This window comes from Sphaerospermopsis reniformis, assembly GCF_005402885.1.
Classification (GTDB): Bacteria; Cyanobacteriota; Cyanobacteriia; order Cyanobacteriales; family Nostocaceae; genus Sphaerospermopsis; species Sphaerospermopsis kisseleviana.
Genome location: NZ_BJCE01000068.1, coordinates 1 through 23,680 on the forward strand (window position 1 = coordinate 1; position 23,680 = coordinate 23,680).

28 protein-coding genes and 1 rRNA gene are annotated in these 23,680 nt (G+C 36.9%); 15 read left to right on the forward strand and 14 right to left on the reverse strand.

Annotated features, from left to right (window positions below; all coding sequences use genetic code 11):
* Nucleotides 1-119 precede the first annotated feature (119 nt).
* On the forward strand, nucleotides 120-344 hold the full coding sequence (locus FFR48_RS11710) for a hypothetical protein (protein WP_201277609.1): 225 nt from the start codon (nucleotides 120-122) through the stop codon (nucleotides 342-344).
* A 229-nt stretch (nucleotides 345-573) separates the two neighbouring features.
* Here the strand turns inward: FFR48_RS11710 and FFR48_RS11715 are convergent, their stop codons facing one another.
* The 5 genes from FFR48_RS11715 to FFR48_RS11735 form a co-directional block, all read right to left on the reverse strand.
* Nucleotides 574-864 carry a type II toxin-antitoxin system RelE/ParE family toxin gene (locus tag FFR48_RS11715; protein ID WP_096571115.1) on the reverse strand — a complete coding sequence of 97 codons (291 nt, stop codon included), beginning with the start codon at nucleotides 862-864 and terminating at the stop codon, nucleotides 574-576.
* Nucleotides 865-877: 13 nt separating this feature from the next.
* Nucleotides 878-1,144: a type II toxin-antitoxin system ParD family antitoxin gene (locus FFR48_RS11720; RefSeq protein ID WP_096571117.1), complete on the reverse strand. Its 267-nt coding sequence runs from the start codon at nucleotides 1,142-1,144 to the stop codon at nucleotides 878-880.
* Between the two features lie 222 nt (nucleotides 1,145-1,366).
* Nucleotides 1,367-2,341 (reverse strand): Bpu10I family restriction endonuclease, encoded by a 975-nt coding sequence (locus FFR48_RS11725; RefSeq protein WP_096571119.1) that lies wholly within the window; start codon nucleotides 2,339-2,341, stop codon nucleotides 1,367-1,369.
* Nucleotides 2,314-3,552 (reverse strand): DNA cytosine methyltransferase, encoded by a 1,239-nt coding sequence (locus FFR48_RS11730; RefSeq protein WP_096571121.1) that lies wholly within the window; start codon nucleotides 3,550-3,552, stop codon nucleotides 2,314-2,316. Before FFR48_RS11730 ends, FFR48_RS11725 begins: the two co-directional genes overlap by 28 nt.
* Before the next feature lie 49 nt (nucleotides 3,553-3,601).
* Complete coding sequence (locus FFR48_RS11735) at nucleotides 3,602-3,823, reverse strand: hypothetical protein (RefSeq protein WP_096571123.1); 222 nt, start codon at nucleotides 3,821-3,823, stop codon at nucleotides 3,602-3,604.
* A 114-nt stretch (nucleotides 3,824-3,937) separates the two neighbouring features.
* On the opposite strand from FFR48_RS11735, the gene FFR48_RS11740 reads away from it, so the two are divergent.
* Both FFR48_RS11740 and FFR48_RS11745 read left to right on the forward strand, forming a co-directional pair.
* Nucleotides 3,938-4,210, forward strand: coding sequence for a hypothetical protein (locus FFR48_RS11740; RefSeq protein WP_096571125.1), 273 nt, complete (start codon nucleotides 3,938-3,940; stop codon nucleotides 4,208-4,210).
* Between the two features lie 46 nt (nucleotides 4,211-4,256).
* Nucleotides 4,257-4,571 (forward strand): clan AA aspartic protease, encoded by a 315-nt coding sequence (locus tag FFR48_RS11745; RefSeq protein ID WP_371851440.1) that lies wholly within the window; start codon nucleotides 4,257-4,259, stop codon nucleotides 4,569-4,571.
* A gap of 80 nt (nucleotides 4,572-4,651) precedes the next feature.
* Here the strand turns inward: FFR48_RS11745 and FFR48_RS11750 are convergent, their stop codons facing one another.
* Entirely contained in the window at nucleotides 4,652-5,404 is a 753-nt protein-coding gene (locus tag FFR48_RS11750; protein WP_137667486.1) for a TspO/MBR family protein, read from the reverse strand.
* A 201-nt stretch (nucleotides 5,405-5,605) separates the two neighbouring features.
* On the opposite strand from FFR48_RS11750, the gene FFR48_RS11755 reads away from it, so the two are divergent.
* Nucleotides 5,606-5,932 carry a DUF760 domain-containing protein gene (locus tag FFR48_RS11755; protein ID WP_096571129.1) on the forward strand — a complete coding sequence of 109 codons (327 nt, stop codon included), beginning with the start codon at nucleotides 5,606-5,608 and terminating at the stop codon, nucleotides 5,930-5,932.
* Between the two features lie 51 nt (nucleotides 5,933-5,983).
* On the opposite strand, the gene FFR48_RS11760 is transcribed toward FFR48_RS11755, so the two are convergent.
* Nucleotides 5,984-6,487 carry a pentapeptide repeat-containing protein gene (locus tag FFR48_RS11760; protein WP_096571131.1) on the reverse strand — a complete coding sequence of 168 codons (504 nt, stop codon included), beginning with the start codon at nucleotides 6,485-6,487 and terminating at the stop codon, nucleotides 5,984-5,986.
* Nucleotides 6,488-6,622: 135 nt separating this feature from the next.
* Between FFR48_RS11760 and gcvT the strand changes: the two genes are divergently transcribed.
* From gcvT to gcvP, 4 genes are all read left to right on the forward strand, one after another.
* Nucleotides 6,623-7,759, forward strand: a complete 1,137-nt coding sequence (gene gcvT, locus FFR48_RS11765) for a glycine cleavage system aminomethyltransferase GcvT (protein WP_096571132.1) — start codon at nucleotides 6,623-6,625, stop codon at nucleotides 7,757-7,759.
* 81 nt (nucleotides 7,760-7,840) lie between these two features.
* Nucleotides 7,841-8,230, forward strand: coding sequence for a glycine cleavage system protein GcvH (gene gcvH / locus FFR48_RS11770; RefSeq protein WP_096571134.1), 390 nt, complete (start codon nucleotides 7,841-7,843; stop codon nucleotides 8,228-8,230).
* A gap of 124 nt (nucleotides 8,231-8,354) precedes the next feature.
* Entirely contained in the window at nucleotides 8,355-8,684 is a 330-nt protein-coding gene (locus tag FFR48_RS11775) for a hypothetical protein (protein WP_137667487.1), read from the forward strand.
* A 157-nt stretch (nucleotides 8,685-8,841) separates the two neighbouring features.
* Entirely contained in the window at nucleotides 8,842-11,772 is a 2,931-nt protein-coding gene (gcvP, locus tag FFR48_RS11780) for an aminomethyl-transferring glycine dehydrogenase (RefSeq protein ID WP_137667488.1), read from the forward strand.
* Between the two features lie 164 nt (nucleotides 11,773-11,936).
* Here gcvP and FFR48_RS11785 read toward each other — a convergent pair whose 3' ends face one another.
* The 3 genes from FFR48_RS11785 to FFR48_RS11795 all read right to left on the reverse strand — a co-directional run bounded on the left by FFR48_RS11785 (nucleotide 11,937) and on the right by FFR48_RS11795 (nucleotide 14,067).
* Nucleotides 11,937-12,647 carry a calcium-binding protein gene (locus tag FFR48_RS11785; protein WP_137667489.1) on the reverse strand — a complete coding sequence of 237 codons (711 nt, stop codon included), beginning with the start codon at nucleotides 12,645-12,647 and terminating at the stop codon, nucleotides 11,937-11,939.
* A gap of 776 nt (nucleotides 12,648-13,423) precedes the next feature.
* Entirely contained in the window at nucleotides 13,424-13,828 is a 405-nt protein-coding gene (locus tag FFR48_RS11790; protein WP_137667490.1) for a type II toxin-antitoxin system VapC family toxin, read from the reverse strand.
* Nucleotides 13,825-14,067 (reverse strand): hypothetical protein, encoded by a 243-nt coding sequence (locus FFR48_RS11795; protein ID WP_137667491.1) that lies wholly within the window; start codon nucleotides 14,065-14,067, stop codon nucleotides 13,825-13,827. The genes FFR48_RS11790 and FFR48_RS11795 overlap by 4 nt, the downstream gene beginning before the upstream one ends.
* Before the next feature lie 630 nt (nucleotides 14,068-14,697).
* Here FFR48_RS11795 and FFR48_RS11800 point away from each other — a divergent pair.
* Nucleotides 14,698-14,997 carry a hypothetical protein gene (locus FFR48_RS11800; protein WP_096571146.1) on the forward strand — a complete coding sequence of 100 codons (300 nt, stop codon included), beginning with the start codon at nucleotides 14,698-14,700 and terminating at the stop codon, nucleotides 14,995-14,997.
* Nucleotides 14,994-15,386 (forward strand): toxin-antitoxin system TumE family protein, encoded by a 393-nt coding sequence (locus FFR48_RS11805; protein WP_137667492.1) that lies wholly within the window; start codon nucleotides 14,994-14,996, stop codon nucleotides 15,384-15,386. The genes FFR48_RS11800 and FFR48_RS11805 overlap by 4 nt, the downstream gene beginning before the upstream one ends.
* Nucleotides 15,387-15,479: 93 nt before the next feature.
* On the opposite strand, the gene FFR48_RS11810 is transcribed toward FFR48_RS11805, so the two are convergent.
* Nucleotides 15,480-16,346, reverse strand: coding sequence for an SDR family oxidoreductase (locus FFR48_RS11810; protein WP_137667493.1), 867 nt, complete (start codon nucleotides 16,344-16,346; stop codon nucleotides 15,480-15,482).
* Between the two features lie 118 nt (nucleotides 16,347-16,464).
* Nucleotides 16,465-17,208: a tetratricopeptide repeat protein gene (locus FFR48_RS11815; protein WP_137667494.1), complete on the reverse strand. Its 744-nt coding sequence runs from the start codon at nucleotides 17,206-17,208 to the stop codon at nucleotides 16,465-16,467.
* 486 nt (nucleotides 17,209-17,694) lie between these two features.
* Here FFR48_RS11815 and FFR48_RS11820 point away from each other — a divergent pair, with 486 nt between their 5' ends.
* Entirely contained in the window at nucleotides 17,695-18,657 is a 963-nt protein-coding gene (locus FFR48_RS11820) for a protochlorophyllide reductase (protein ID WP_137667495.1), read from the forward strand.
* A 182-nt stretch (nucleotides 18,658-18,839) separates the two neighbouring features.
* Entirely contained in the window at nucleotides 18,840-20,189 is a 1,350-nt protein-coding gene (locus FFR48_RS11825) for a pentapeptide repeat-containing protein (RefSeq protein ID WP_137667496.1), read from the forward strand.
* Between the two features lie 138 nt (nucleotides 20,190-20,327).
* On the opposite strand, the gene FFR48_RS11830 is transcribed toward FFR48_RS11825, so the two are convergent.
* Nucleotides 20,328-20,723 (reverse strand): carboxymuconolactone decarboxylase family protein, encoded by a 396-nt coding sequence (locus tag FFR48_RS11830; protein ID WP_096571157.1) that lies wholly within the window; start codon nucleotides 20,721-20,723, stop codon nucleotides 20,328-20,330.
* A 125-nt stretch (nucleotides 20,724-20,848) separates the two neighbouring features.
* On the opposite strand from FFR48_RS11830, the gene FFR48_RS11835 reads away from it, so the two are divergent.
* Entirely contained in the window at nucleotides 20,849-21,796 is a 948-nt protein-coding gene (locus tag FFR48_RS11835) for a zinc-binding dehydrogenase (RefSeq protein ID WP_137667497.1), read from the forward strand.
* An 87-nt stretch (nucleotides 21,797-21,883) separates the two neighbouring features.
* Here FFR48_RS11835 and nadC read toward each other — a convergent pair whose 3' ends face one another.
* On the reverse strand, nucleotides 21,884-22,750 hold the full coding sequence (nadC, locus tag FFR48_RS11840) for a carboxylating nicotinate-nucleotide diphosphorylase (protein WP_137667498.1): 867 nt from the start codon (nucleotides 22,748-22,750) through the stop codon (nucleotides 21,884-21,886).
* Nucleotides 22,751-22,880: 130 nt separating this feature from the next.
* Between nadC and FFR48_RS11845 the strand changes: the two genes are divergently transcribed.
* Nucleotides 22,881-23,270 carry an SDR family NAD(P)-dependent oxidoreductase gene (locus FFR48_RS11845; protein ID WP_268932431.1) on the forward strand — a complete coding sequence of 130 codons (390 nt, stop codon included), beginning with the start codon at nucleotides 22,881-22,883 and terminating at the stop codon, nucleotides 23,268-23,270.
* Between the two features lie 305 nt (nucleotides 23,271-23,575).
* A 16S ribosomal RNA gene (locus FFR48_RS11850) occupies nucleotides 23,576-23,680 on the forward strand; the annotation flags it as partial.

The window sequence follows — 23,680 nt, forward strand, 5'->3', positions numbered from 1 at the left end:
GGCTAATTCCCAATAGCAGGCATCTTCAGCACTGATTATAGCGTATAATCTGAGTATCTTTGCACTTAACCTTCATTTCCTCAAAAGCAGTTGTGGTGAAGGTTAGATAGTTTTCGGAGATGTCTAAAGTATTGGCATTTGAAATAGAAGACTATACGATAAAAGTTGGAGATATGCTAATTATCGAAACAAAAGAAGGTAGATTTTATAAAAAACCTATTTTAACAATTCAATTAGATAATACAGAATATCCTGAACTGCCAATTACTGAAAAAACAAAGATTGCTGTTAGTGTAGATCATAAAATAAAAGATAATCACACATTTTACATAGTCAAGAAATAATAAAATCGCTCTTCGTTGGTTAATATGGAAGTAGTGCGTTAGCGAAGCTTACCGACGGTATCGCATAATTAACTCAAAGACTTGATATCATCAATAGTAAAAAGCCATTCAAATTCTTCAACCATGACAGAATTACTACAGCGTGCGATCGCTCTTTGTTAATGTAGGGGTAATGCGTTAGCATAGCTTACCCTAGCTATCACATAACTGACAAAAAAATATAAATGACTTATTCAAACAAATTTTGAATATCTCTTGCACCATGAATTACCCTTACAAGTTCAATTCCATCAACTACGGGACGGTAAAACAAAAGGTATTTACCAACAGGAAAACTTCTAAGTGATGGTGCTAATTCCTCACACAGTTTCCCCATTTGAGGTAATTCTGACAAAAGTATCAACTTCTCATTAATAGCATCTATAATTCTATCAGCAGCAATTTCATTATCCTGACGAATATAGAGCCAGATTTCAATGAAGTCATTTTGAGCTTCTGGGGATTGAAAAATATTTGCCATATCTTAAATACTGCTAACTAATACGTTTTGCAGCTTGTCTTTTTCTCCCTTCAGCTTTGATTTTTTCAGCATCAAAAGCTACACCTTCACCCCTATCAAGTTGATCTATTCCTATTTGTATTTCCTTCCGCAATTCTTCCATTCTCAACTTCCGTAAATCTTCCCGTTCTTTTAATAACCGTAGACCTTCACGAATGACCTCGCTTTGTGACTGATATAGTCCACTATCAACGAGTTCAGCAACAAACTGATCAAATGTAGTACCTAGATGAACATTCATAGATTCACCTTTGAATTAATTACATAGTCTTTTCTTTAGAATTGCACACCTGTCAATAATTGTCAATTTTTGTTAGTAGTGAGATAATCTAAAATAGTAAAAAGCCATTCAAATTCCTCAACCATGACAGAATTATTACAGCGTGCGATCGCTCTTTGTTAATGTAGAGGTAACGCGATCGCTCTCAGTTAGCTAATTGTGGAAGAAATACGTTAGCGTAGCTTATTCCTCAATTAACCAACCTCGCTTTATTCCATATTCAATTCCACCAGACCAGTCCATTGTTAAATGCTTCCGTACCTTATGAAATAAATGTTGTACTACAGTTGGATTAATTGGATTTTTAACATAAGTTTCTTCATACCTAAATTCTCGATCCGTGTTTTTCTGCTGACGTAATACATAAATCTGATCAACCTTGTACTTCCGAAGATTAACATCACTCGTCAACTTGATCCACTCCATTAATACAATATATAAACTATTCGGATTCCTAGCTTTTAAATCTTCTGCTGCTCTTGATGAACCTTCCAACATAGTTTTATCAAGATAAGTTTTACATTCAATAACAATAACTGGAATATCAAAAATATGAGTTTCTGTGTTACCTGTAACTGTAACATCTGAATAGTTGTCTGGTTCTTCTTTAATAATTGTCAGCATTTCACCTGAATTTTCTTCTTCTGGTGGTGTAACTGCTTCAAATGATGCTTCAATAGTTGCACCAATCACAAAATCATGATCTTTCTTTTCAATACGTGCATAGGGACGTTTCAACATTTCTGCATATTTGGGAGGAACAAAGAAAATATCTTTAAAAGTATGGGATTTTCCAATGAGCGCGTTTTCTCCAAAATCTTTTGCTAAATCTCGAAATAAATAATAGAGAAATTCCTCCAATACACTAGAGTGAAGATTGGAGCGAGAGTCAAACTTTTCAGCATAATGTTGTTGATCTAAAAAATCTTTATATGCTGATAAAAGTTCTACTCTTTGAGAAATAATTGCATTATCATTTTCATTAGGTGTTGATGTTGGTCCAACTAATTCAACATTAGCTAAATGCCATTTATCATATTCAATTCTAATTTCTTGGAGAAATTTTCTGCTTTCAGCATCTCTATATTTTTTGCGGTGATTTTCTTTTTGTTCGAGATTTGAACCATGAACTAAAGGGTTTCTATCAGTTGTGGACATAGCTCTAATTTTTCTTGAAGATGAATTGCAATTGCTTTAGCTAGAATGGGTGGTACAGCATTACCTATCTGATTGTACTGGCAAAGGAACTTTTCATTTAATCTATTTTCCCTTTGTAATAACTTATGAGATACAACTGTTTTCTTTCCTAAAAAACGATAAGTATCAGGAAAAGATTGGACACGCGCACCCTCACGAGCGGTCAAATTACGATGCTGGAAAGGATGAATAAAATTTGCATAAAAGGATGCTGCTATTGTGTATGCTGGCCTGTATGGATGTAACCGTCTGTTGTTTTGATCATAAGTTTTATTAGATAAGTCACCATTTCCACTACGACGTTTAGCACCATATTCTGTAGCAACATCTGAACTGGATTCACCCCATTTTATTTGTTTAAAACGTTCTACTAATCGCTGAGAATGTTCCATTGCTACATGATTATAAAGAATTTTACTACCTTGTCTGATCCAGTGCTGATATTGATTTTGAGATTCTGATATATAAGGTTGTTCTTCTTTACCTTCTCTCGCATTAAGTGGAGGTAAGTCTGATATTGCATCCCATAAGCTGATAGCAGGAAGTAAATTTATTTCTTCAAGGGATAATTGCCATATCTTGTTTTTTAATAAGTCTAGAGAATGGGTTGGTTGAGGACTACCTAATTTTTTACCTAGTTTGTTTCCAACAATAAAAACACGCTCTCTAACCTGTGGTACACCATATTCAGCAGAATTAAGTAACCATACTTCTACAAAATATCCAAATTCTTCAAAAGTTTGTTTAATAATATCTAGGACTTTTAAACCTTCGCTATTTTTGCGTGAGAGTAAACCTTTCACGTTCTCCATCACAAATGCTTTAGGTTGAAGAAAACTTATCCACTGAGAAAAGTTAATGAATAAACTATTTCTAGGATCATTTGGATCTTTTCGTGCTGGACCTGCAACACTAAAACCTTGACATGGAGGACCACCAATAATAATATGCGGTTTGTATAGACAAATTTCTTTAACACTACTTAAAGTATTAAAATTACGAATATCATCTTGAATTACTGTCATGTCAGGGTGGTTATAACGGAGAGTATCACACGCCCAAGCATCAATTTCAACAGAAAGGGGAATATTAAAACCTGCCATCGCAAAACCTAAACCAAATCCGCCAGCACCAGCAAATAAATCAATAGCAATAGGTTTGTCTATTTTCATAAATGTCTCATGTATTTAGCATTGAATTATAAAGCAATAAAAATTCGTTTCATTGGTATTTTTCAGTTAGATAAGTCGCATAATCTCCATTAATATTCTCATCACTAGAGATATTTGCACTTTTAGCAATGCCACGCAGTCGAGATAAATTACCTTTCTTTGATGCTGAGATAGATTCTTGTTGTATTGATTCTAATACAGTTTGTACCAATTGCCAGCGTTCACTCATTGGTAACTGTAATACTTGTTTTTGCAATTCTTGTAATGTCATGATAAGATATCAAAAAATATTTATTTTTATTATATATCAATTTAGCTGAAGAAGAATAAAATTTATTATAAATCCAGTATAATAAATATAATCACAAAAAAAGGATGACATAAAATGCAATCCATTCTCCTCAGCAGTGAAGAAGTCGCCAAACGTGCTAAAGAATTATATGAAACTATCATTCGTTCACAGGTGGAAACTGAAGAAAACATCGGTAAAATGGTGATTATTGATATAGAAACTGGTGAATATGCAGTTGATAAAACAGGGATAGAGTCAGCGCGTTATTTACGGAATAAAAACCGATTTGCTCGACTTTTTGGGATTCGCATTGGTTACAAAGTCGCTGCATCCTTTAGTGGAGAAATGGAGCGTGATTATCGGTGATAACTGGTATTATTAAAAATGGACGTGCAACTGTCAATGTTATATTTTGATTGCCAGATCAACAGATTTTACTATTGAATTTGTGATTGATACAGGTTTTACAGAGTTTCTTTCTTTACCTCCAATGGCAGTTAATCTTTTGAATTTGCCTTTTGTTTATGATATGTATGCAAATTTAGCAGATAATAGTCGTGTACTTTTACCAGTACATCAAACTACTATTATTTGGAATGGCGAGGAAAGAGAAGTTAATGTTTTAGCTACAGGAAAACTGCCATTATTAGGCACTGCTTTACTTGATGGTTATGAGTTGTCTATCCAATTTACAGAAGGTGGTTTAGTGACAATTGAAGAGTTATAGTTAAATGGTTTTGATTAGTGCGATCGCTCTTATTTTCTATAGGCTAAAAAATAGCGATCGCCCATCCTAAATTTACCCCTCTACTCCTCCACAGATGCTAACTTTAAAGGATATAATGGCTCAGATCCATTTAATTGCCAAATTCTAAACACCAAAGCAGCAGCTACAGTTAACCACACACAAGAAAAAGATAAAATCATTCCCGCTAAAGGTACAGTTTGCCAATAAATTACTGTGACAACAATTGCCGATAACCAAGGTCCTAAAATCACAACTGGAACAGCAGCACCTAATCTGCGTTCTACGGTAAAAATCGTATTCCAAGTATCACCGACAGCTAAATGAATCACAAATAAAATGAAAGGTAATACCAAGAATTGATGATCTAATTCCTGCCAAATTAACACAGAAGAAATCACCCGTAAAACAGCAATCAGCATCCAAACTATAGGAAATGCTAAAGGTGGGGGAGACCATCTTGGTCTAATTACTTGATCATAAGTTGTTTGAGAACGGGTATTATCTAAAAGTGAAAAAATCCGAGAACGAATACTTAATAAAGCGAAAAATAAGGCAGTAACTACAGTGCTAACCCAACTAGGAAAGGCAGAATTACTATCAAGTAAATTGACTAAATTTTCCATTCCTAGTAATACTATAATCATTGTTCCTATTTGCAGAATAGTCCCTAGCTTATAAACGATGACTGCTTTGATGTCTAGTTCTTTTGTGGTTGCTGATGTATTGAGTGACTGTTTTTGATTTCCTGGTTTTACTCCCATTACTGTGTTGACAAACTTTTCCAAAATGCCGATATTACTGCTTTGATTCATGGTGAATAAATTGCGAGTATTTTTTAGTAGTGTTCATAAATTATTATATGATATAATTCACAATCAACCCTAGTTATAAATAGTTATATTTTTTTACTTCCTGCTGTAGAATAAACCCATCTTCTCATGTTCGGTTTCTTTGACAACCAATTCAGACATATCTTGATAAATTGATAATCAAGCGAGTTGAAAGTAACTGCCATGAGTAATCTTTCCCATTCTCAGCCTGAGTATTTCGCACCACAAGAAAATAATGATCAGTTTTGGCAATACATACAATCTTTAAACCCAGAAGCAGTATCCCAACTATCTAAACCTAACTCACCAGAAGTATTAGAATTGATTCAAAAATCTATTGTTGCTATGTTAGGTAATTTGCCTCATGACAGATATAATACTATGATTACCACTAGCCGAGATGAATTAGGAAAACTTTTAGGTTCAGCAATGATTGATGGGTATTTTTTACGTAATGCAGAACAAAGATTAGAAATGGAAAAGAATTTCCAATTAGTAGATTTTCAGTAAAGTAATAAGTTAAGAGTCAGTAGGGGTTTAGCAATGCTAAACCCTGACAGTTTATCTACATCCTAAAGATTCACGAGTATCTACACCAGTTTTAGAATTAACACCACTAGCTTTAACACAAAGTTTTTTCATTTCTACCCCATCTAAAACCGCATTGGTAAAGTCTGCACCAGTGACATTAACATTATCAAAAGTTGAACGCAACATCATCGCATCTGTCAATACTGCATCACTTAAATCAGCATTTTTGAACTTGGCTAAATAAGCAATACCTTGACCAAAATTTACACCATGTAAATTTACACCTTCTAACAGAGTACCGTTAAACACTCCACCCCGTAAGTCAGCATTGCTAAAGTTAGCATTCTCTAATTTAATGTTGGTAAATTCTTTACCGATTAAATTTTGTCCTGAAAAATCTTGACTTTGTACCTCATCCCCTGCGGAACGGGTAATACTGGAAGAACTTGCTGCTTGTGCGGATAAGGGAGATACAAACAACACCACAGCTAAAACTACACTAACGAGTATTTGCCAAATTTGCCCACGCTTCATAATTTTTGTTTAATAAATCTCAACAATTACACTATTAATTATTAAACCGCACTAGGGAAGATAGATCCCTGACTTCTTGAAGAAGTCGGGGATCTGGGTAAAATACCTAAAATAACTAAAACACCAAAAAAACCTGTGGCGAAACCAGAAAATAATACCCAATTTCTAGCGCAAACTCCTTTATATCACATCGGTGTTGAACTCAAAGCCCGCTTTACCAGCTTTGGTGGGTGGGAAATGCCAGTACAATATAGTGGTATTACCCAAGAACACCAAGCTGTCAGAAATGCTGCTGGAATGTTCGATATTTCCCACATGGGTAAATTTACTCTCCAAGGTCAAAACCTGATTTCCCAACTAGAAAAATTAGTCCCTTCCGATTTAAGTCGTCTACAACCCGGTCAAGCCCAATATACAGTGTTGTTAAATGAGCAAGCCGGAATCATTGATGATATCATTATTTACTACCAAGGTAGAGAAAATACAGATAGCGAAAAAGCGGTAATTATCGTTAATGCTGCCACAACAGAAAAAGACAAAACATGGTTATTACAACATCTTGACCTGGATACAATCCAATTTCAAGACCTGTCACGGGATAAAATCTTAATAGCTGTTCAAGGTCCAAAAGCTACCAGCCATCTTCAGTCTTTTGTATCAGCCGACTTAACCCCAATTAAAGCCTTTGGGCATTTAGAAACAACCATTTTTGGTCAACCCGCTTTCCTCGCTCGTACAGGCTACACTGGGGAAGATGGCTTTGAAGTGATGGTAGACCCCGAAGTAGGGATAAAATTGTGGCAAAGCCTCTATGATGCTGGTGTCATTCCCTGTGGTCTTGGTTGTAGAGATACATTGCGTTTAGAAGCAGCAATGGCACTTTATGGACAAGATATCGACGACAACACCACACCCCTAGAAGCGGGTTTAGGGTGGTTGGTTCATTTAGATACAAAAAGCGATTTTATCGGTCGGGAGATTTTACAACAACAAAAAACCGTGGGAGTACATCGTAAACTCGTAGGTTTACAAACCCAAGGGCGAAATATTTCCCGTCATGGCTATTACGTATTATCTTCAGGTGAAGTAGTGGGAGAAGTAACAAGCGGTACTTTATCACCTACCCTTGGTTATCCCATTGCTTTAGCTTATGTTTCCAGTCAGTTAGCAACCGTTAAACAGGAGTTAGAAGTGGAAATACGCGGTAAAGCTTATCCAGCAGTCGTGGTAAAACGTCCTTTTTATCGCTCAAAAAATCGTGTTACTAACTGATAAGTTTTGAGATTTTTGAGGAATAATGTTGTTTGGGTTACTCTGGTAACACCATTTTTTTAACGTGGAAGAGGAAGTGTTATGGCTTTTGAATATCCCGATGATTTACGCTATCAAGATACTCATGAATATGTACGTTTAGATGGGGAAATAGCCACTATCGGTATTACTGAGTTTGCTATAGATCAACTGGGTGATATTGTATTTTTGGATCTGTCAGAAATTGGTGATGCGGTCTCCAAGGGAGACTCATTTGGTACAATTGAATCTGTTAAAGCTGTAGAAGACCTGAAATCACCAGTTACAGGTACAGTAGTAGAACGCAATGAAGATTTGATTAACTCTCCTGAGTCAATAGTTGATGATCCTTATGGTGATGGTTGGTTTATCAAAGTGCGTGTTAATGATCCTGGGGAAGTTGAAGATGGGATGACAGCTAGTGAGTATAGTGCTTTGGTAGAGGGTTCGTAAACTAGGTGACAGGTGACAGGTGACAGAGTTGAAATGTTCTTTGGATCTGTTTCTTGTCATCTGTTGAGATAATTAAAATAAATCACCAAATAAATCCCAAGTAAATTCCTAAAAATTTTTGCTTATGACACAGGTATCTTATCCTCGTCGTAGTCGCATCCTCTCATCAGCAACTACAAAAACTGCACAGTTATCAGACATACATCATTCTCAAGCAAAACGTCAGGAAATAGCTAAACGGTGTCGTGTTATTTTTGAACGTCTTCGAGAACAGCTAATAGTAGATCATCATAACTGGTTTATTGCCATTAACCCCGATAAGGAAGAATATTTGATTAATCCTGATCTACAAGGTTTAATACAGCAAATTCGTCAAAAATACAGCGATAACGACCTGAAACTAACTATATTTTGCCTCAATGATACGGGACACTGCGGTAGATTATGGGTATAAGTAGGAAAACTATCTGACAACAACGCATAACGTAATTTTATTATCAATTACCAATTACCAATTACCAATTACCAGCCTTAACTAAATATCCAGCAACTTGGTAATAGTCAAAGTAATCATTACAATATATTAAACCTTAACATCTGGAGCATAATTTGTGGTAGCTAATCCCCCACGTCCTCAAGTTTCAGCTAAAAACAACCAAATAAGCGAGTTTGCTAAAAGACACATCGGACCAAAAGCAGATGACGTTCAACAAATGTTGAATTTATTGGGTTTATCTAATTTAGATGATTTAATCGCTAAAACCGTACCCTCATCTATTCGCTTTAACCAAGATTTAAAATTACCAGCAGCACAAAGCGAATATGCAGCATTAGCAAAATTAAACCAAATCGCTGAAAAGAATCAAGTTTACCGTTCTTACATCGGGATGGGGTATCACGATTGTATTACCCCTGGAGTGATTCAACGCAACATCTTAGAAAATCCCGGTTGGTACACTGCTTACACCCCCTATCAACCAGAAATCGCTCAAGGACGTTTGGAAGCGTTGTTAAATTTCCAAACCATGATTATTGATTTAACTGGTTTAGAAATTGCTAACGCATCTTTACTAGATGAAGCGACCGCAGCAGCAGAAGCAATGAGTATGAGTTATGGTATCTGCAAAAATAAATCCCATAACTTTTTTGTTTCTAGTGCGTGTCATCCCCAAACTATTGATGTATTGCAGACTCGCGCTAAACCTTTAGGCATTAATATCATTATCGGTGATCATCAAACCTTTGATTTTTCTGAAACTATCTTTGGGGCGATTCTGCAATATCCCGCAAGTGATGGTACAATTTACGACTATCGCAACTTTATAGAACAGTCCCATGCTCAGGGTGCATTGGTGACAATTGCGGCAGATCCTCTCAGTTTAACATTACTCACACCACCCGGTGAATTAGGGGCAGATATAGCAGTAGGCAGCACCCAGAGGTTAGGTATTCCTATGGGATTCGGTGGACCTCATGCAGCTTATTTTGCTACTAAGGAAGAGTATAAACGCTTAGTTCCAGGGCGCATTGTTGGTGTATCAAAAGATGTTCATGGTAAACCTGCCTATCGGTTAGCATTACAAACCCGTGAACAACATATTCGCAGAGATAAAGCTACTAGTAATATTTGCACAGCGCAGGTACTGTTGGCAGTGATGGCGGGGATGTATGGAGTGTATCATGGACCCGATGGTTTAAGGGGAATTGCCCAAAATATCCACCAATTAACAGCAACTTTAGCCGCAGGTTTGCAAAAGTTAGGTTATAAAATTGTTAGTGACAACTTCTTTGATACACTGCGGATTGAGTTAGGAAATACCAGTTTACAGGCAATTTTAGAAGCTGCGGATGCGAGAAATATCAACTTGCGAATTTTTGATAATTCTGATGTGGGAATTTCCTTAGATGAAACGACAACGGAAGCAGATGTAATTGATTTATTGCAAATTTTCGCAGGTACAGATAACTTACCTTTCAGCGAAACAGAACTTACTTCTCTTACCAATTACCAATTACCAATTACCAATTACGCATTACTTCGTGAAAGTGAATACCTAACTCATCCCATCTTCAACCGCTATCATTCTGAAACAGAATTATTACGTTATTTGCATCAATTAGAAACCAAGGATTTATCATTAACAACTTCGATGATTCCTTTGGGTTCTTGTACCATGAAGTTAAACGCAACTTCGGAAATGATACCTGTAACTTGGGCAGAATTTGGCAAAATCCATCCTTTTGCGCCAATTTCCCAAACCAGAGGTTATCAAATTTTATTCCAACAACTAGAAGCATGGTTAGGAGAAATTACAGGTTTTGCAGGAATTTCTTTACAACCAAATGCAGGTTCTCAAGGTGAATATGCAGGACTTTTGGTAATTCGTGAATACCATGAAAGTCGGGGAGAAGCACACAGAAACGTTTGTTTAATTCCCCAATCTGCACATGGTACAAATCCTGCAAGTGCGGTAATGTGTGGAATGAAAGTTGTAGGAATTGCCTGTGATGATCAGGGTAATATTGATGTTGCTGATTTAAAAGCGAAAGCTGAAAAACATAGTAGTGAATTAGCAGCTTTAATGGTGACATATCCATCAACTCATGGAGTATTTGAAGAAGCAATTCAAGAAATTTGTGCCATAGTTCATGAACATGGTGGACAAGTTTACATGGACGGTGCTAATATGAATGCTCAGGTGGGTATTTGTCGTCCTGGTGATATTGGTGCTGATGTTTGTCATTTGAACTTACACAAAACTTTCTGTATTCCTCATGGTGGTGGTGGTCCCGGTATAGGTCCTATTGGTGTCGCTTCCCATCTTGTACCGTTCTTACCTGGTCATTCTGTAATTAAAATACAGGAAAATAATCCAAAATCCAAAATCCAAAATCCAAAATTCTCTGGTGCTGTTTCTGCTGCACCTTGGGGAAGTGCGAGTATTTTGGTAATTTCTTGGATGTACATTGCAATGATGGGTGCAGAGGGGTTAACGGAAGCTACCAAAGTTGCGATTTTAAATGCTAATTACATCGCTAAGAAATTAGAATCTTTTTATCCGGTTTTATATCGCGGAAAAAATGGTTTTGTAGCACATGAATGTATTTTAGATTTACGTGCTGTGAAAAAATCAGCAAACATCGAAATTGATGATGTTGCGAAGCGGTTAATGGACTATGGTTTTCATGCACCTACTGTTTCTTGGCCTGTGGCTGGTACAATTATGGTAGAACCAACAGAAAGCGAATCTAAGGAAGAATTGGATCGTTTTTGTGAGGCGTTAATTGCCATTAGAAAGGAGATTTCTGAGATTGAATCTGGTAAGATGGATTTGCAAGATAATGTGTTGAAAAATGCGCCTCACACTGCGGAAAGTTTGATTGTTGGTGAGTGGAAACATGATTATTCTCGTGAACAAGCTGCTTATCCTGCTAGTTGGAGTAAGGAGTTTAAGTTCTGGCCAAGTGTGGGTAGGATAGATGCTGCTTTTGGGGATAGGAATTTTGTTTGTTCTTGTTTACCGATGGAGGCTTATAGTTAGTTAATTGTAGGGTGCGTTACATTTCATTAACGCACCGTTTTCATTGTGGGATAAGGTGCGTTACTGATGGTAATGCACCCTACGGACTAACTCAAGCAAATAAAATTGTTAGAGTATGTTTTCTCTACAGAATTATTGCATTCAACCCAACCTATGAGGCGATGCTAAACAAAGTTAAAGTAATAACTGGTTAGCTGAATACTGATGTTATCTTGAACGACTCCAATTAAGTCATTTCCTTGATAGATGGCTGTATCTAAAGCAGAACCACCAGCCCAATTTTCCCGCCGTAGGCTAAGTGAAATATTCCTAATTTGAATATAGTCGTTTACCCCGCTATAGTCGGTAATAAGGGCATAACCACCACCTCTATAATAGTTGCCAGCACTTGTACCTAAGACAAAAGTGTCCCAACCAGCGCCTCCAGCTAAGGTGTCATACTCAAAACTGTTAAAAGTCAGAGATGTAGAACCGGTTAAGCGATCATCACCAGAACCACCACTTAGATCATCATTCCCTGATCCTCCTAGTAAGGTATCATTTCCCCATTCTCCATATAAATTGTCATTGCCAGTTTCTCCATTTAAATTGTCATTGCCATCCCCGCCCCATAAGGTATCATTTCCCCATTCTCCATATAAATTGTCATTGCCAGTTCCTCCATTTAAATTGTCATTGCCATCCCCACCCCGTAAGGTATCATTTCCCGACCATCCATAAAGGTAATCGTTGCCAGAGCCACCGTCAATCCAATCATTATTGGTATTACCCGATATGGTATCATTACCATCATAACCATAGGCATAAAGTCGTAGAGTTCCCGTATAGTTGTAGTAGTTTGCAAAACTTGTTCCGTAGTAATAGGTAGTAGTCATTGTTTAATTCCCCTATCCTGACTTTAAAATGTGCAATTTTTTTTCAAAACTCTAATACTGTTCTTGTTTATATAAGGCACAGCTACAAATAAAAACATAAAAATGTTCTTTTGTCAATGATTAAACAATAAGTAAATATTATTCAAATAATAGATAATAGGTTATAGATAATAGATAACAGGGCGTTGCTGATGTTTGGTATGATTTGTGTTTAGTTTGTAGGGTGCGTTAATAGACATCTCCGAAAAAGATTGTAGAGACGTTCCATGGAACGTCTCTACAATGGTTTTGGAAAACGCACATTTAATTTCCGGAGATGTCTAATGAAATGTAACGCACCTTTTTGATTTTTTTATTGAAATGGTGCGTTAGCGTCAGCGTAACGCACCCTACAGAGTTTCACAATAATATAGATGATGATTAAATTGTTGGGTTTCACTGCGTTTTACCCAACCTACAGTTTGTATGGTTCGTTGGTAATTTGTAGGTTATTAGTGGGATGTTGAAATTTTCATTGTCAGAATCACGATGTCCAGGATTTGAGGATTTTCAGGATTGTTATTTGTAGGTTATTTGTGGGATGTTGAAATTATCATTGTCTGAATCAGGATGTCCAGGATTTGAGGATGTACAGGATTGTTATTTGTAGGTTATTGATGGGATGCTGAAATTATCATTGTCTGAATCAGGATGTCCAGGATTTTAGGATTTTCAGGATTGTTATTTGTAGGTTATTTGTGGGATGTTGAAATTATCATTGTCAGGCAAAAAACATCTTAATCAAAAATAGAAATTACTTTAATACCAACTACTTTGTGCATCGGTTTTGTTTTCTTCTCAGTAGTAATTAACTCCTCAGCACCAACAGAAAAAGCAGCAGCTACATGAAGTGCATCCATAGCAGCTAATCCATACTGAGAAGCGATTTTATAAGCCTCTTGTACAATATAAGTTAAATCATTTGCCCAGTAAATAACATCATTAAAAAACTCTTCATAAAATTGAGATTCTGCTGTTTGCTGATGATAAACTGCTTTAGGACTTACTTCTAATCTGACAAACTCACTAGCAGCAAATACCCGTTGTGAGTCTGATAGTATTTCTAATGCTTTTTCTGCAATTAAACCAGTACCATTGGTTGCACTCAGTAACACCCCTGAATCAATATAAGTTATAATCATTCTTCTGTACCTTGGATTCCACCTCTACGAACAGCTAATTCTTGTTCTATTTCATCTGCATTTAATAATGGTTTACCAGATGCAACAATTCTAGAGCGAATTTCTCGTAAACGTTCCCCTAAAGGCGGTTTTTTGACTGTGGTTTTCAATTGCATAAATTCCACAAATTTTAAAACTTCTTCTTGTTTATCCTGGGGTAATGATCGCCATTTTGTTAATAATTCTTGTTCTGAAATCATTGATTTTTACTTAACTAAATAATTTTAATATTATAGCAAATCTTACATCTAATTACAATATAATATTATAAATTATCTTATAAATTTTTACTTTACCCAAATATGATGATTAAATCGTTGGGTTTCACTGCGTTCTACCCAACCTACAGTTTGTATGGTTAGTTGGTAATTTGTAGGTTATTGGTGGGATGTTGAAATTTTCATTGTCTGAATCAGGATGTCCAGGATTTTAGGATGTACAGGATTGTTATTTATAGATTATTCATGGGATGCTGAAATTTTAAATTGTCTGAATCAGGATGTCCAGGATTTGAGGATTTTCAGGATTGTAATTGATGAATTGTCTGTAAATATTGAAAGATGATAAAATACAGTTACACCAACAGTCAAGAAGTAACAGCAGATAATTCAATAATTTAACAGATAATTTATCTTATCAATCATCCCAAAGTCGCTATTTCTCATAGATAATAAAACAACAACATCCTGTAAATCCTTCTGAAAATAAATGATTTTTTTGACTTTTGACTTTTGACTTCCCGAAGGGTGTCCTGGATATCCTGATTCTGACAAAAAATATAAAGTGTGCTAAAATATTCACAACTAATAAACTTCATCCAATCTAAAATTATGAACACATTAGAAAAATTAGAACTACTCACAGAAAATTGTAACGACAATACAGAACTAGATAGAATTATTGGACAACTTCTAAACGTAATTTTAACCCGTCATCGCCAAAAATTAGATATCTATAACTCAGACATACAAAAATTTGAACAAAAATATCAACTAAATTGTGAACAATTCGAGGAACAATTTAACTCAGGTCGTTTAGGTGATGAAATGGATTTTTTTGAATGGTTTGGTTTATGTGAACTCCGCAAAGACATTTTAAAAAAAATCCATAAGTTAGAACAAGCTTTATGAAAAATATGAAAAATGCCGATGATTATTTAGCCTGGATAAAATCTATAATTACACTGTGTCCAGAAGTTGTAAATTTTACGATTCTTAGAGAAGAAGCACAAACTGATAAAGGTTTATGGCGTTATCGTGTGATATTAAAAAATGGTAGTTTTTTAGAAATGTTTGAGTTTTTTAAAATAGAATCTGGACAAGTAGAAATAATTAAATATAGTTTTCATTGGCAAACTGAAAATAGAGAACTAATAAAACGTTGGGATAACGCACCCCATCATCCTGAAATTGCAACCTATCCTCATTATGTACATGATGGTGCTGAAGATGTTGTTTCTCCCTATTTACCTGTTGATATTGAAGAGATTTTTAAACAAGTGAGATCGCTCATTTTGTAGATTATTGGTGGGATGTTGAAATTGACAAACTCACTAGCATCCTTAAATCCTGGACATCCTGATTCAGACAAAAAAATCCTCAAAATCCCCTATTTACAACCTCTCTAATTCTTCCCTCACAGATAATGGTTGATATCCCAAACTAAACGCTTTTTCACTATCTAAAGAAACATCCTTTGGCCTTGGTGCTGCCATTTTTACATCATCTTGCAAACATGATTTTAATTTATCGCTGGGAAGTTGTATTACTTCAACTAAAATTTTACCAAAATCATAACGGGAAATTCTTTCTTTACCACCTAAATGAATTATCCCGTTAACTTTTTCTAATGCTAATAATAAACCTTTTGCGGCTGTGTTTGCACTTACTGGGGTGCGAAATTCATCTCTAAATAAATTCAGTTCTTTTCCGTCTTTCAATGTTTGGATAAATCCCTGAATAAAGCTTTTCGCTGTGGGTGTTTCTTTCCCAAACATTAACGGCATTCTACAAATTGCAGCTTGGGGATATACTCTTAATATTTCTGTTTCTGCTTGCGCTTTTTGTTCACCATAAATATTCACTGGTGACACTGCATCTGTTTCTTTATAGGGAGGTTTTAAACCATCAAAAACTAAGTCGGTAGATGTAAAAGCTAAAGGTAAATTATGATCTGCACAAAGTCCGGCAATGTTACAAGATGCGGTAACATTAATAGTATAAGATGACTGGGGATGCAGTTGACAATAATTTGGTTGAGATTGTGCCGCAGTATGAATTACTGCATCTGGTTTTATCTGATGGAATATTTCTTTTAATTTCTGAAAGTCTGTTAAATCAACTTGCAATATTTTTACATCTGGTATTTCTAAAAAATGGGTAGCATAAGTACCATAAATTTCCCATTTCTCTGTCTTTGCTACTTGGCAAAGATGCCACCCTAAAAAACCACTTGCACCTGTAATTAGGAGTTTTTTCATTCTCTATTCCACTCCTGACTCCTGACTCCTGTACAGGTGAAGCATTCGGATGATAAATTATCGATTTTTTCCCAATATTTTTGTCCGAATGCTTCGCCCCTACTTACTCCTAACTTCTTCATTTTAATAATTCCTGAAATTCCTTTTTATCCCTGATTTTATCAAAATCTGTGTCAGTTTGGGCTAATTTTTGGTATTTTTCAGGTTGCATTTGCATAGCTTTTACTAGGTACTCAATTGCTAGGTCTGGTTTATTTTGTAAGGCATAATTACAAGCTTTATTGTAATATGCTTGATGGGAATTTGGGTTGATCTTGATAGCTTCATTGTAAGATGCCAAGCCTTCTTTGTACCTGCGTAATTTTGTTAGTGCAATTCCTCTGTTGATCCAAGCTTCAAATTTATCTGGTTCAATAACTATAGCTTCATCGTAGGATTTTACTGCTTCCTCGTAACGCCGTAAAGCTGATAAGGCATTTCCTCGATTATACCAAGCTTCATTTTTATTCGGACGAATGGCGATCGCTTTATCATAGGATTCTAAAGCTTCTTCATACCGATGTAAAGCTATCAGGGCATTACCTCGATTTACCCATGTTTCTACGCTGTCTTTTTTAATTTCAATCGCTTGATTATAGAATGTCAGAGCTTCTTTATAGCGACTGGTATCTAAAAAATTATTGCCTTGAATGAATAATTTTTCCGCTTTTTGACTATCTTGTACTTCTGCTATGAGTTGAGCAACATTGTTTTCTTGTACAACTTGCTTGGTATATTCTGTTGATGATATTGCCAAATCACCACAACCAACAGTCAAAAAACTCATGAATCCACAGGCAATAAAGTATCGCCTTAAAATCATACTGCACCTACGCAACTCATAATTTAATGTTATGCCTTTTGAATGTTTAAAAGTTGTATCCAAGTCCACTAAACTGCTATTAATTATCTTGTATTTGAATGAAAAAGAAATCAAGAATTTGATAAGTTTTGATTAACTCACATAAACTATACCATGTCTAGATATAGTTGATCAATTATTTTATACAATCTATTGGCAATTTATCTATAACTTTGACTGTATATTCAACTCGATCATGTTGGCAAAACTACCAAATATGCGGATTTATTGAATAATTACAAATAAATCTGCCAAATATGCAATCACCCACGATTTGTCGATATATAAATTAAATTGAATTAATCTCATGCAACTTAGCAAAAATTGTTATCCTTTTTTTTGTCAGCATTTCCCTGTTTTAATCCGTTAGCTACAAGGCTGATCATGGATGAACATGGTGTGAGATCATAATAACAACTGAACTACAATCATCAGATTCTCAAGACGATGGAACAACAGCATAAATCAACGGTTATAATCACAGGTGCTTCCTCTGGTGTGGGTTTGTATGCAGCTAAGGCTTTAGCTAAGAGAAGTTGGCACGTTATTATGGCTTGTCGCAACCTGGAAAAAACCGAAGCAGCAGCCCAAACAGTGGGGATTCCCAAAGACAGCTACACCATTATACACATAGATTTAGGCTCTTTAGATAGTGTAAGAAAATTTGTTCAGGATTTTAGAGCTACGGGCAGATCATTAGATGCTTTGGTGTGCAACGCTGCCATCTATATGCCTTTGATTAAAGAGCCTTTATTTAGCCCTGATGGATATGAGTTAAGTGTGGCTACTAACCATCTTGGCCATTTCCTTCTGTGTAACTTGATGTTGGAGGATCTAAAGAAAGCTTCCACTTCTGAACCCAGACTGGTGATTTTAGGAACAGTTACACACAACCCCAACGAGTTAGGCGGTAAAATTCCCCCACGTCCCGATTTAGGAGATTTAAAAGGTTTTGAAGCTGGTTTTAAAGCTCCCCATACTATGATTGACGGTAAGAAATTTGAACCGGTTAAAGCTTACAAAGATAGTAAAGTTTGTAACGTTTTGACCATGAGAGAATTACACAGACGCTATCATGAGTCAACGGGTATTACTTTTAGTTCCCTATATCCCGGTTGCGTGGCTACAACCGCCCTATTCCGCAACCATTATCCCCTATTCCAGAAACTCTTCCCTGTGTTCCAAAAATATATTACTGGGGGGTTTGTTTCCGAAGAATTAGCTGGTGAAAGAGTAGCCGATGTAGTAGCAGATCCAGCTTACAATCAATCTGGAATTTATTGGAGTTGGGGAAATAGACAGAAAAAAGATGGTAAGTCCTTTGTGCAGAAAGTTTCCAATGAAGCCAGCGATGATGCTAAAGCTGAAAAAATGTGGGACTTCAGCGCCAAGTTGGTAGGACTAGCTTAACAAATTCTTGTTTCCGTTTCCATAAAAAATAAATTTTCAAAGCAAAAGTCAGGAGTTAAAAGTTAGCGAAAGTGATACTTACTCCTGACTTGTTGATAAAGTAGGTTATAAGGGAGAGGTGACAGGTGACAGTAATTAATTTACCAATCTAAAATCTAAAATCTAAAATCTAAAATCTAAAAATGACTCTTGAATCTAATTCTTATCATCCACCACAGTCAGAACCTATTCCAGAACACAATTTAGAACGCGATGATTTTGATATTGCTAGTGAAAATGAACTCACGGCAGAAGGTTTAGCTGCACAACAAGCTTTAGCAGCTATTTCTTCTTTACAATCTCCCCAAAATACCAATGCCCTCAAAAGGGCAATATCTGGTTTTAGAGAACGTTATCACAGTCAGGTTGTTGTTAAACCTAGAGCTTTGATTTTTACTTTATTAGCGATCGCCCTAACTTTTATTGGTATTGCTATTAATAACTCATTCCTGGGTATTTTGGGAACTTTCGCAACTTTGGTTTTATCCATAGCTATGTTATTTCCTTGGTTGCAAGATGTCATCAAAGAATGGTTTTCTCCAGAAGATAGAACATTATTATTAGCCTTTATTGGTTTATTGGTAGGTATTATTGGCTTCTTGAAATTTAGCGGCTTAGGTTATCATCTCTTACGTTGGGGCAAAAAAATTAACTGGGAAGCTTCAGGAACTTTAGCCGAATGGTTTGGTGCTTTAGGACAAATTCTTATAGCTATTATTGCCGTTTATGTAGCTTGGCGACAATATGTAATTTCCAAAGATTTAACTATTCAACAAAACCTGCTTACAGTTCAACAAAATATTATTACTCAACAACAAACTATAGATTCTTATTTTCAAGGCATTTCCGATTTAGTATTAGATGAAGAAGGATTATTAGAAGACTGGCCACAAGAAAGAGCTATAGCAGAAGGACGCACAGCCGCAATTTTTAGTAGTGTAGATGGCAATGGAAAAGCCAAAATTCTTCGTTTTCTTTCCCGTTCCAAACTGTTAACACCATTAAAACGCGATCGCCGTTTAGGTAGAGCCATTCTCGATGGTAGCGGTGGCTACGCCGAAGACAGAATAGAAGGTGTACGGGTAATAGATTTAGGCGTAATGTTAGCCGGTGCAGACCTTTCTTACACTGATTTACGGTGGACTGATTTGAGTGAAGCAAATCTAGTGCGTGCTAACCTCAGTGGTTGTGATTTAGTCAAAGCCAACCTTGCCCGCACAATTTTATATGAAGCTAATTTGAGTAATACCGATTTAAACAGTGTCAGGTTATTTTATGGTTCATTAGAAAAAGCCTCACCCCGCAGTCGCACCCACCCACCCGACTATGAAACCGGAGAATACACCGGTGCAGTAGTAGAAAATGCCGATTTTAGCAATGTACAAAGAATGTCAGAACCCGTGCGTCGTTACTGCTGTGCTTGGTGCGGCGAAAAAAGCAGAAAAACCATTCCCGGTGGTTGTGAAGGTATTTCCAACAAGTTGGGAAAATAATTGATAATTGACAATTGATAATTGTTTCGTTCAAGGTTTAAAATATCCCCTTTAAAGGAGAAAAAAGAAAAAAATTCCGCTTTTTCAATCTTCGCGCTCCAAGGGATAGGTAATTATTAATTGTCCATGATTGAAGTTTTACTGCTGTTTAAAGATTTCATCCACAGGAATTTTATAACCATTTGCAAACCTATTAGTCATATTTGCAGCACCAACAATAGCCATCAATTCCCCAAACATTGTATCAGTCATACCCTTATTTTTTGCGGCTGCGGTGTGTGAGGCAATGCAATATTCACAGTTATTAGTCACACTCACAGCAATGTAAATTAATTCTCTCATCAGTGGATCAATTTCCCCAGAACCCGCCATAATTTCCTTGAGACTTTCCCAAGTACGGCGTAAAGTTGGAGGATGATTAGCTAAAGCTTTCCAGAAATTGTTGATATATTCAGTTTGTCTGGTAGCGCGGATATCGTCGTAAACTGCGCGTACTTCTGGGTTAGCGTCTTCGTATTCGATTAAGTTAGTCATCATAATTTTTGTGATCAGTTTTGTCAATATTCAGACAATAAAGATAATAAATTGATGCTGATAAAGTAATTGTAATATAAACCAAAGAAAAACAAGTTTTTAACCCAAACCAGGATATCAAAAACATGAACAACAAAATTCGCGCTGTCGTTGTTGATCCTAACGTACCAGGACGTTTAGCATTAAAGGAAGTTGCAGCACCCACACCCGCAACAAACGAAGCCATAATTAAAGTTGCCTCAATTTCACTCAATCGCGGCGAACTCAGACGCGCTTCTACTGCTCAAGCAGGTTGGCGGCCTGGTTGGGATCTCGCCGGTACTGTAGAAACACCCGCCGCAGACGGTTCAGGACCACCACAAGGAGCGCGGGTTGTCGGTTTTCTCCCCTCCGGTGCTTGGGGTGAAATAGTTGCAGTACCTACCCACTCTCTCGCAGAACTACCCCGCTTTGTATCATTTGCTCAAGCTGCCACATTACCCATAGCAGGTTTAACAGCCTATCATATCATGAAAAAAGGCGGTTTTCTCTTCAATCAACCTGTGTTAATTACGGGGGCTTCTGGTGGTGTCGGTAACTTTGCTATTCAATTAGCACGGTTAAGCGGTGCAAAGGTTACAGCCCATCTACGTACTTCTAAGTATGAACCTATCGTCAAAGAAGCAGGAGCGCATCACATTGTCATTGGTGAAGATATATCCCCTGCTCAACAATATGGACCATATCATTTAATAATAGATTCTGTAGGCGGTGATGTTCTCGGTAAAGCGTTAGGTTTCTTAGGTACAAATGGTCAAGCAGTAGTATTTGGAACTACTGCCGGAAGAGAAGTAACTTTTAATGCTGGCAATCTTTATGCCCTTGGTGGTGCGAGTATTTACGGTTTAATAGTCTTCCATGAACTCAAACAAGAATCCGCATCTGTGGGGTTAAAATGGTTAGTGGAATTAGTAGAATCAGGACAATTACGCCCTCATATTGACATAGAAGCCCCTTGGACAGAAATTGCTGATGTAGCTCAAAAACTGGTAGATAGACGTTTTCCAGGCAAAGCTGTTTTACACATTTCCTAACTAATAAAAATACTTAACTCGTTAACTCGTTCCCAGTCCCCGACTGGGAATGCCATCACAGAGGCTTTGCCTCTGCTGCTACATTGCTTAAATCATTTTCATACTTAAATCCAACCACCTTGATTGAGTAATTGGCGCACTACTAGAAATATAATCAACACCAGTTTGTGCTACTGCGCGAATAGTTTCTAAACTTACATTTCCCGATGCTTCAATTTTCACTCGGCTGTCCTGTTCACGAATTAACTGCACAGCCTCAGTCATCATTGTTAAAGGCATATTATCCAACATAATAATATCGGCTTGATACTTTAATGCTTCTTGCACCTGTTCTAAACTTTCTGTTTCCACTTCAATAGTGAGAGGATAAGGCATTTGAGAACGAATACGGGTAATAGCTTCTCCAATACCCCCAACTGCCGCAATATGATTATCCTTAATCATCACTGCATCATCTAACCCCATGCGGTGATTAATCGCACCCCCAACAGCAGATGCGTACTTTTCCAAGATTCTCAAACCTGGTGTAGTTTTGCGCGTATCCACAAACATTGCAGGTAAATCTGCTATTTTCTCCACATATATATTAGTTAACGTTGCAATTCCACTTAACCGCATCGCCAAATTTAGCGCCACCCGTTCCCCCATCAACAACGCATCTAATGAACCCTGAATTTCCGCTACCACGTCTCCTGCTTCACACTTTGCACCCTCAGAGTTTACAGCTACAAACCTGACTTGATGATTTAATAACTGAAACACCCTAGCTGCTATCGGTAAACCTGCGATTATTCCTGGTGCTTTTGCTACCCACTTCCCTTGTCTGATAGTTGAATTTTGGGATAAAAGAGATTGAGTAGTGCGATCGCCCCTACCAATATCCTCCATTAACCAACTTTGCAACAATTGATCCAGTACCAAAAACGGTGGTAGTACAGCCACAGAACTCTTCATCTGAATTCTCACCTTTGGAATTTAGTCAAGTATATATGTAATCAACCCTATCAACAATTGTTTCATGTCCTGCGATCGCCCACAGAAATTCCCGACTCAGAAATAAACAAACTCAGCAATATCTTTCACCCTGTCAAACCTACTCATGATTCCCCATCTACTGACCAAACAATCAGCAGCCATAATCAAGATTACATCTGGACTAGCTTTAGTACCAAAGCAAAGTGCGCCCATCTACTGCAGTAGTAAAGCAGGTTTGCATATTGCCTCAAAAGCCCTACGCTGGCAGCTAGAACGTACTCCCATCAAAGTTTTTGAGATTATTGCCCGTTTAGTAGACACACCCATGACCCAAGGACGGGGTAAAGGCAAGATACAGCTAGATACTTTAGTAGAGGAATTTTGGCGTAACTCCAGCCGTGATCATTACGAAATGCTGATTGGTAAATCTAAACTGCTTTATCTACTGCAACAGTTTTTGCCCCAAGTCGCTGAAAAAATCATGCGCCCAGGGTTATAAATCCATCTGGATTCATTCCGAGCCAATAATTTTATTAACTCAAACCCTTACACCACAAGGATTTGAACTGATTAGAAAAAAAATCCAAAAAAACTTGGAAAAAGTAGTTGACATTCCAAGATAGGTTCGCTATATTGAATAAGTGCCTGAGAGAGAGCCGCGAGAGAGCGGGACTCGGAGGGACACCGAACCTTGAAAATATTATAGTTTGAAAGACAGTATACAACAAGTCCTGCGTCAAGTAAAGAAAATGATACCGGACTGAGGTATTAAAAGAACAGTCAAAAGAGCTAAACAAACTTAACAAAACGGAGAGTTTGATCCTGGCTCAGGATGAACGCTGGCGGTATGCTTAACACATGCAAGTCGAACGGACTCTTAGGAGTTAGTGGCGGACGGGTGAGTAACGC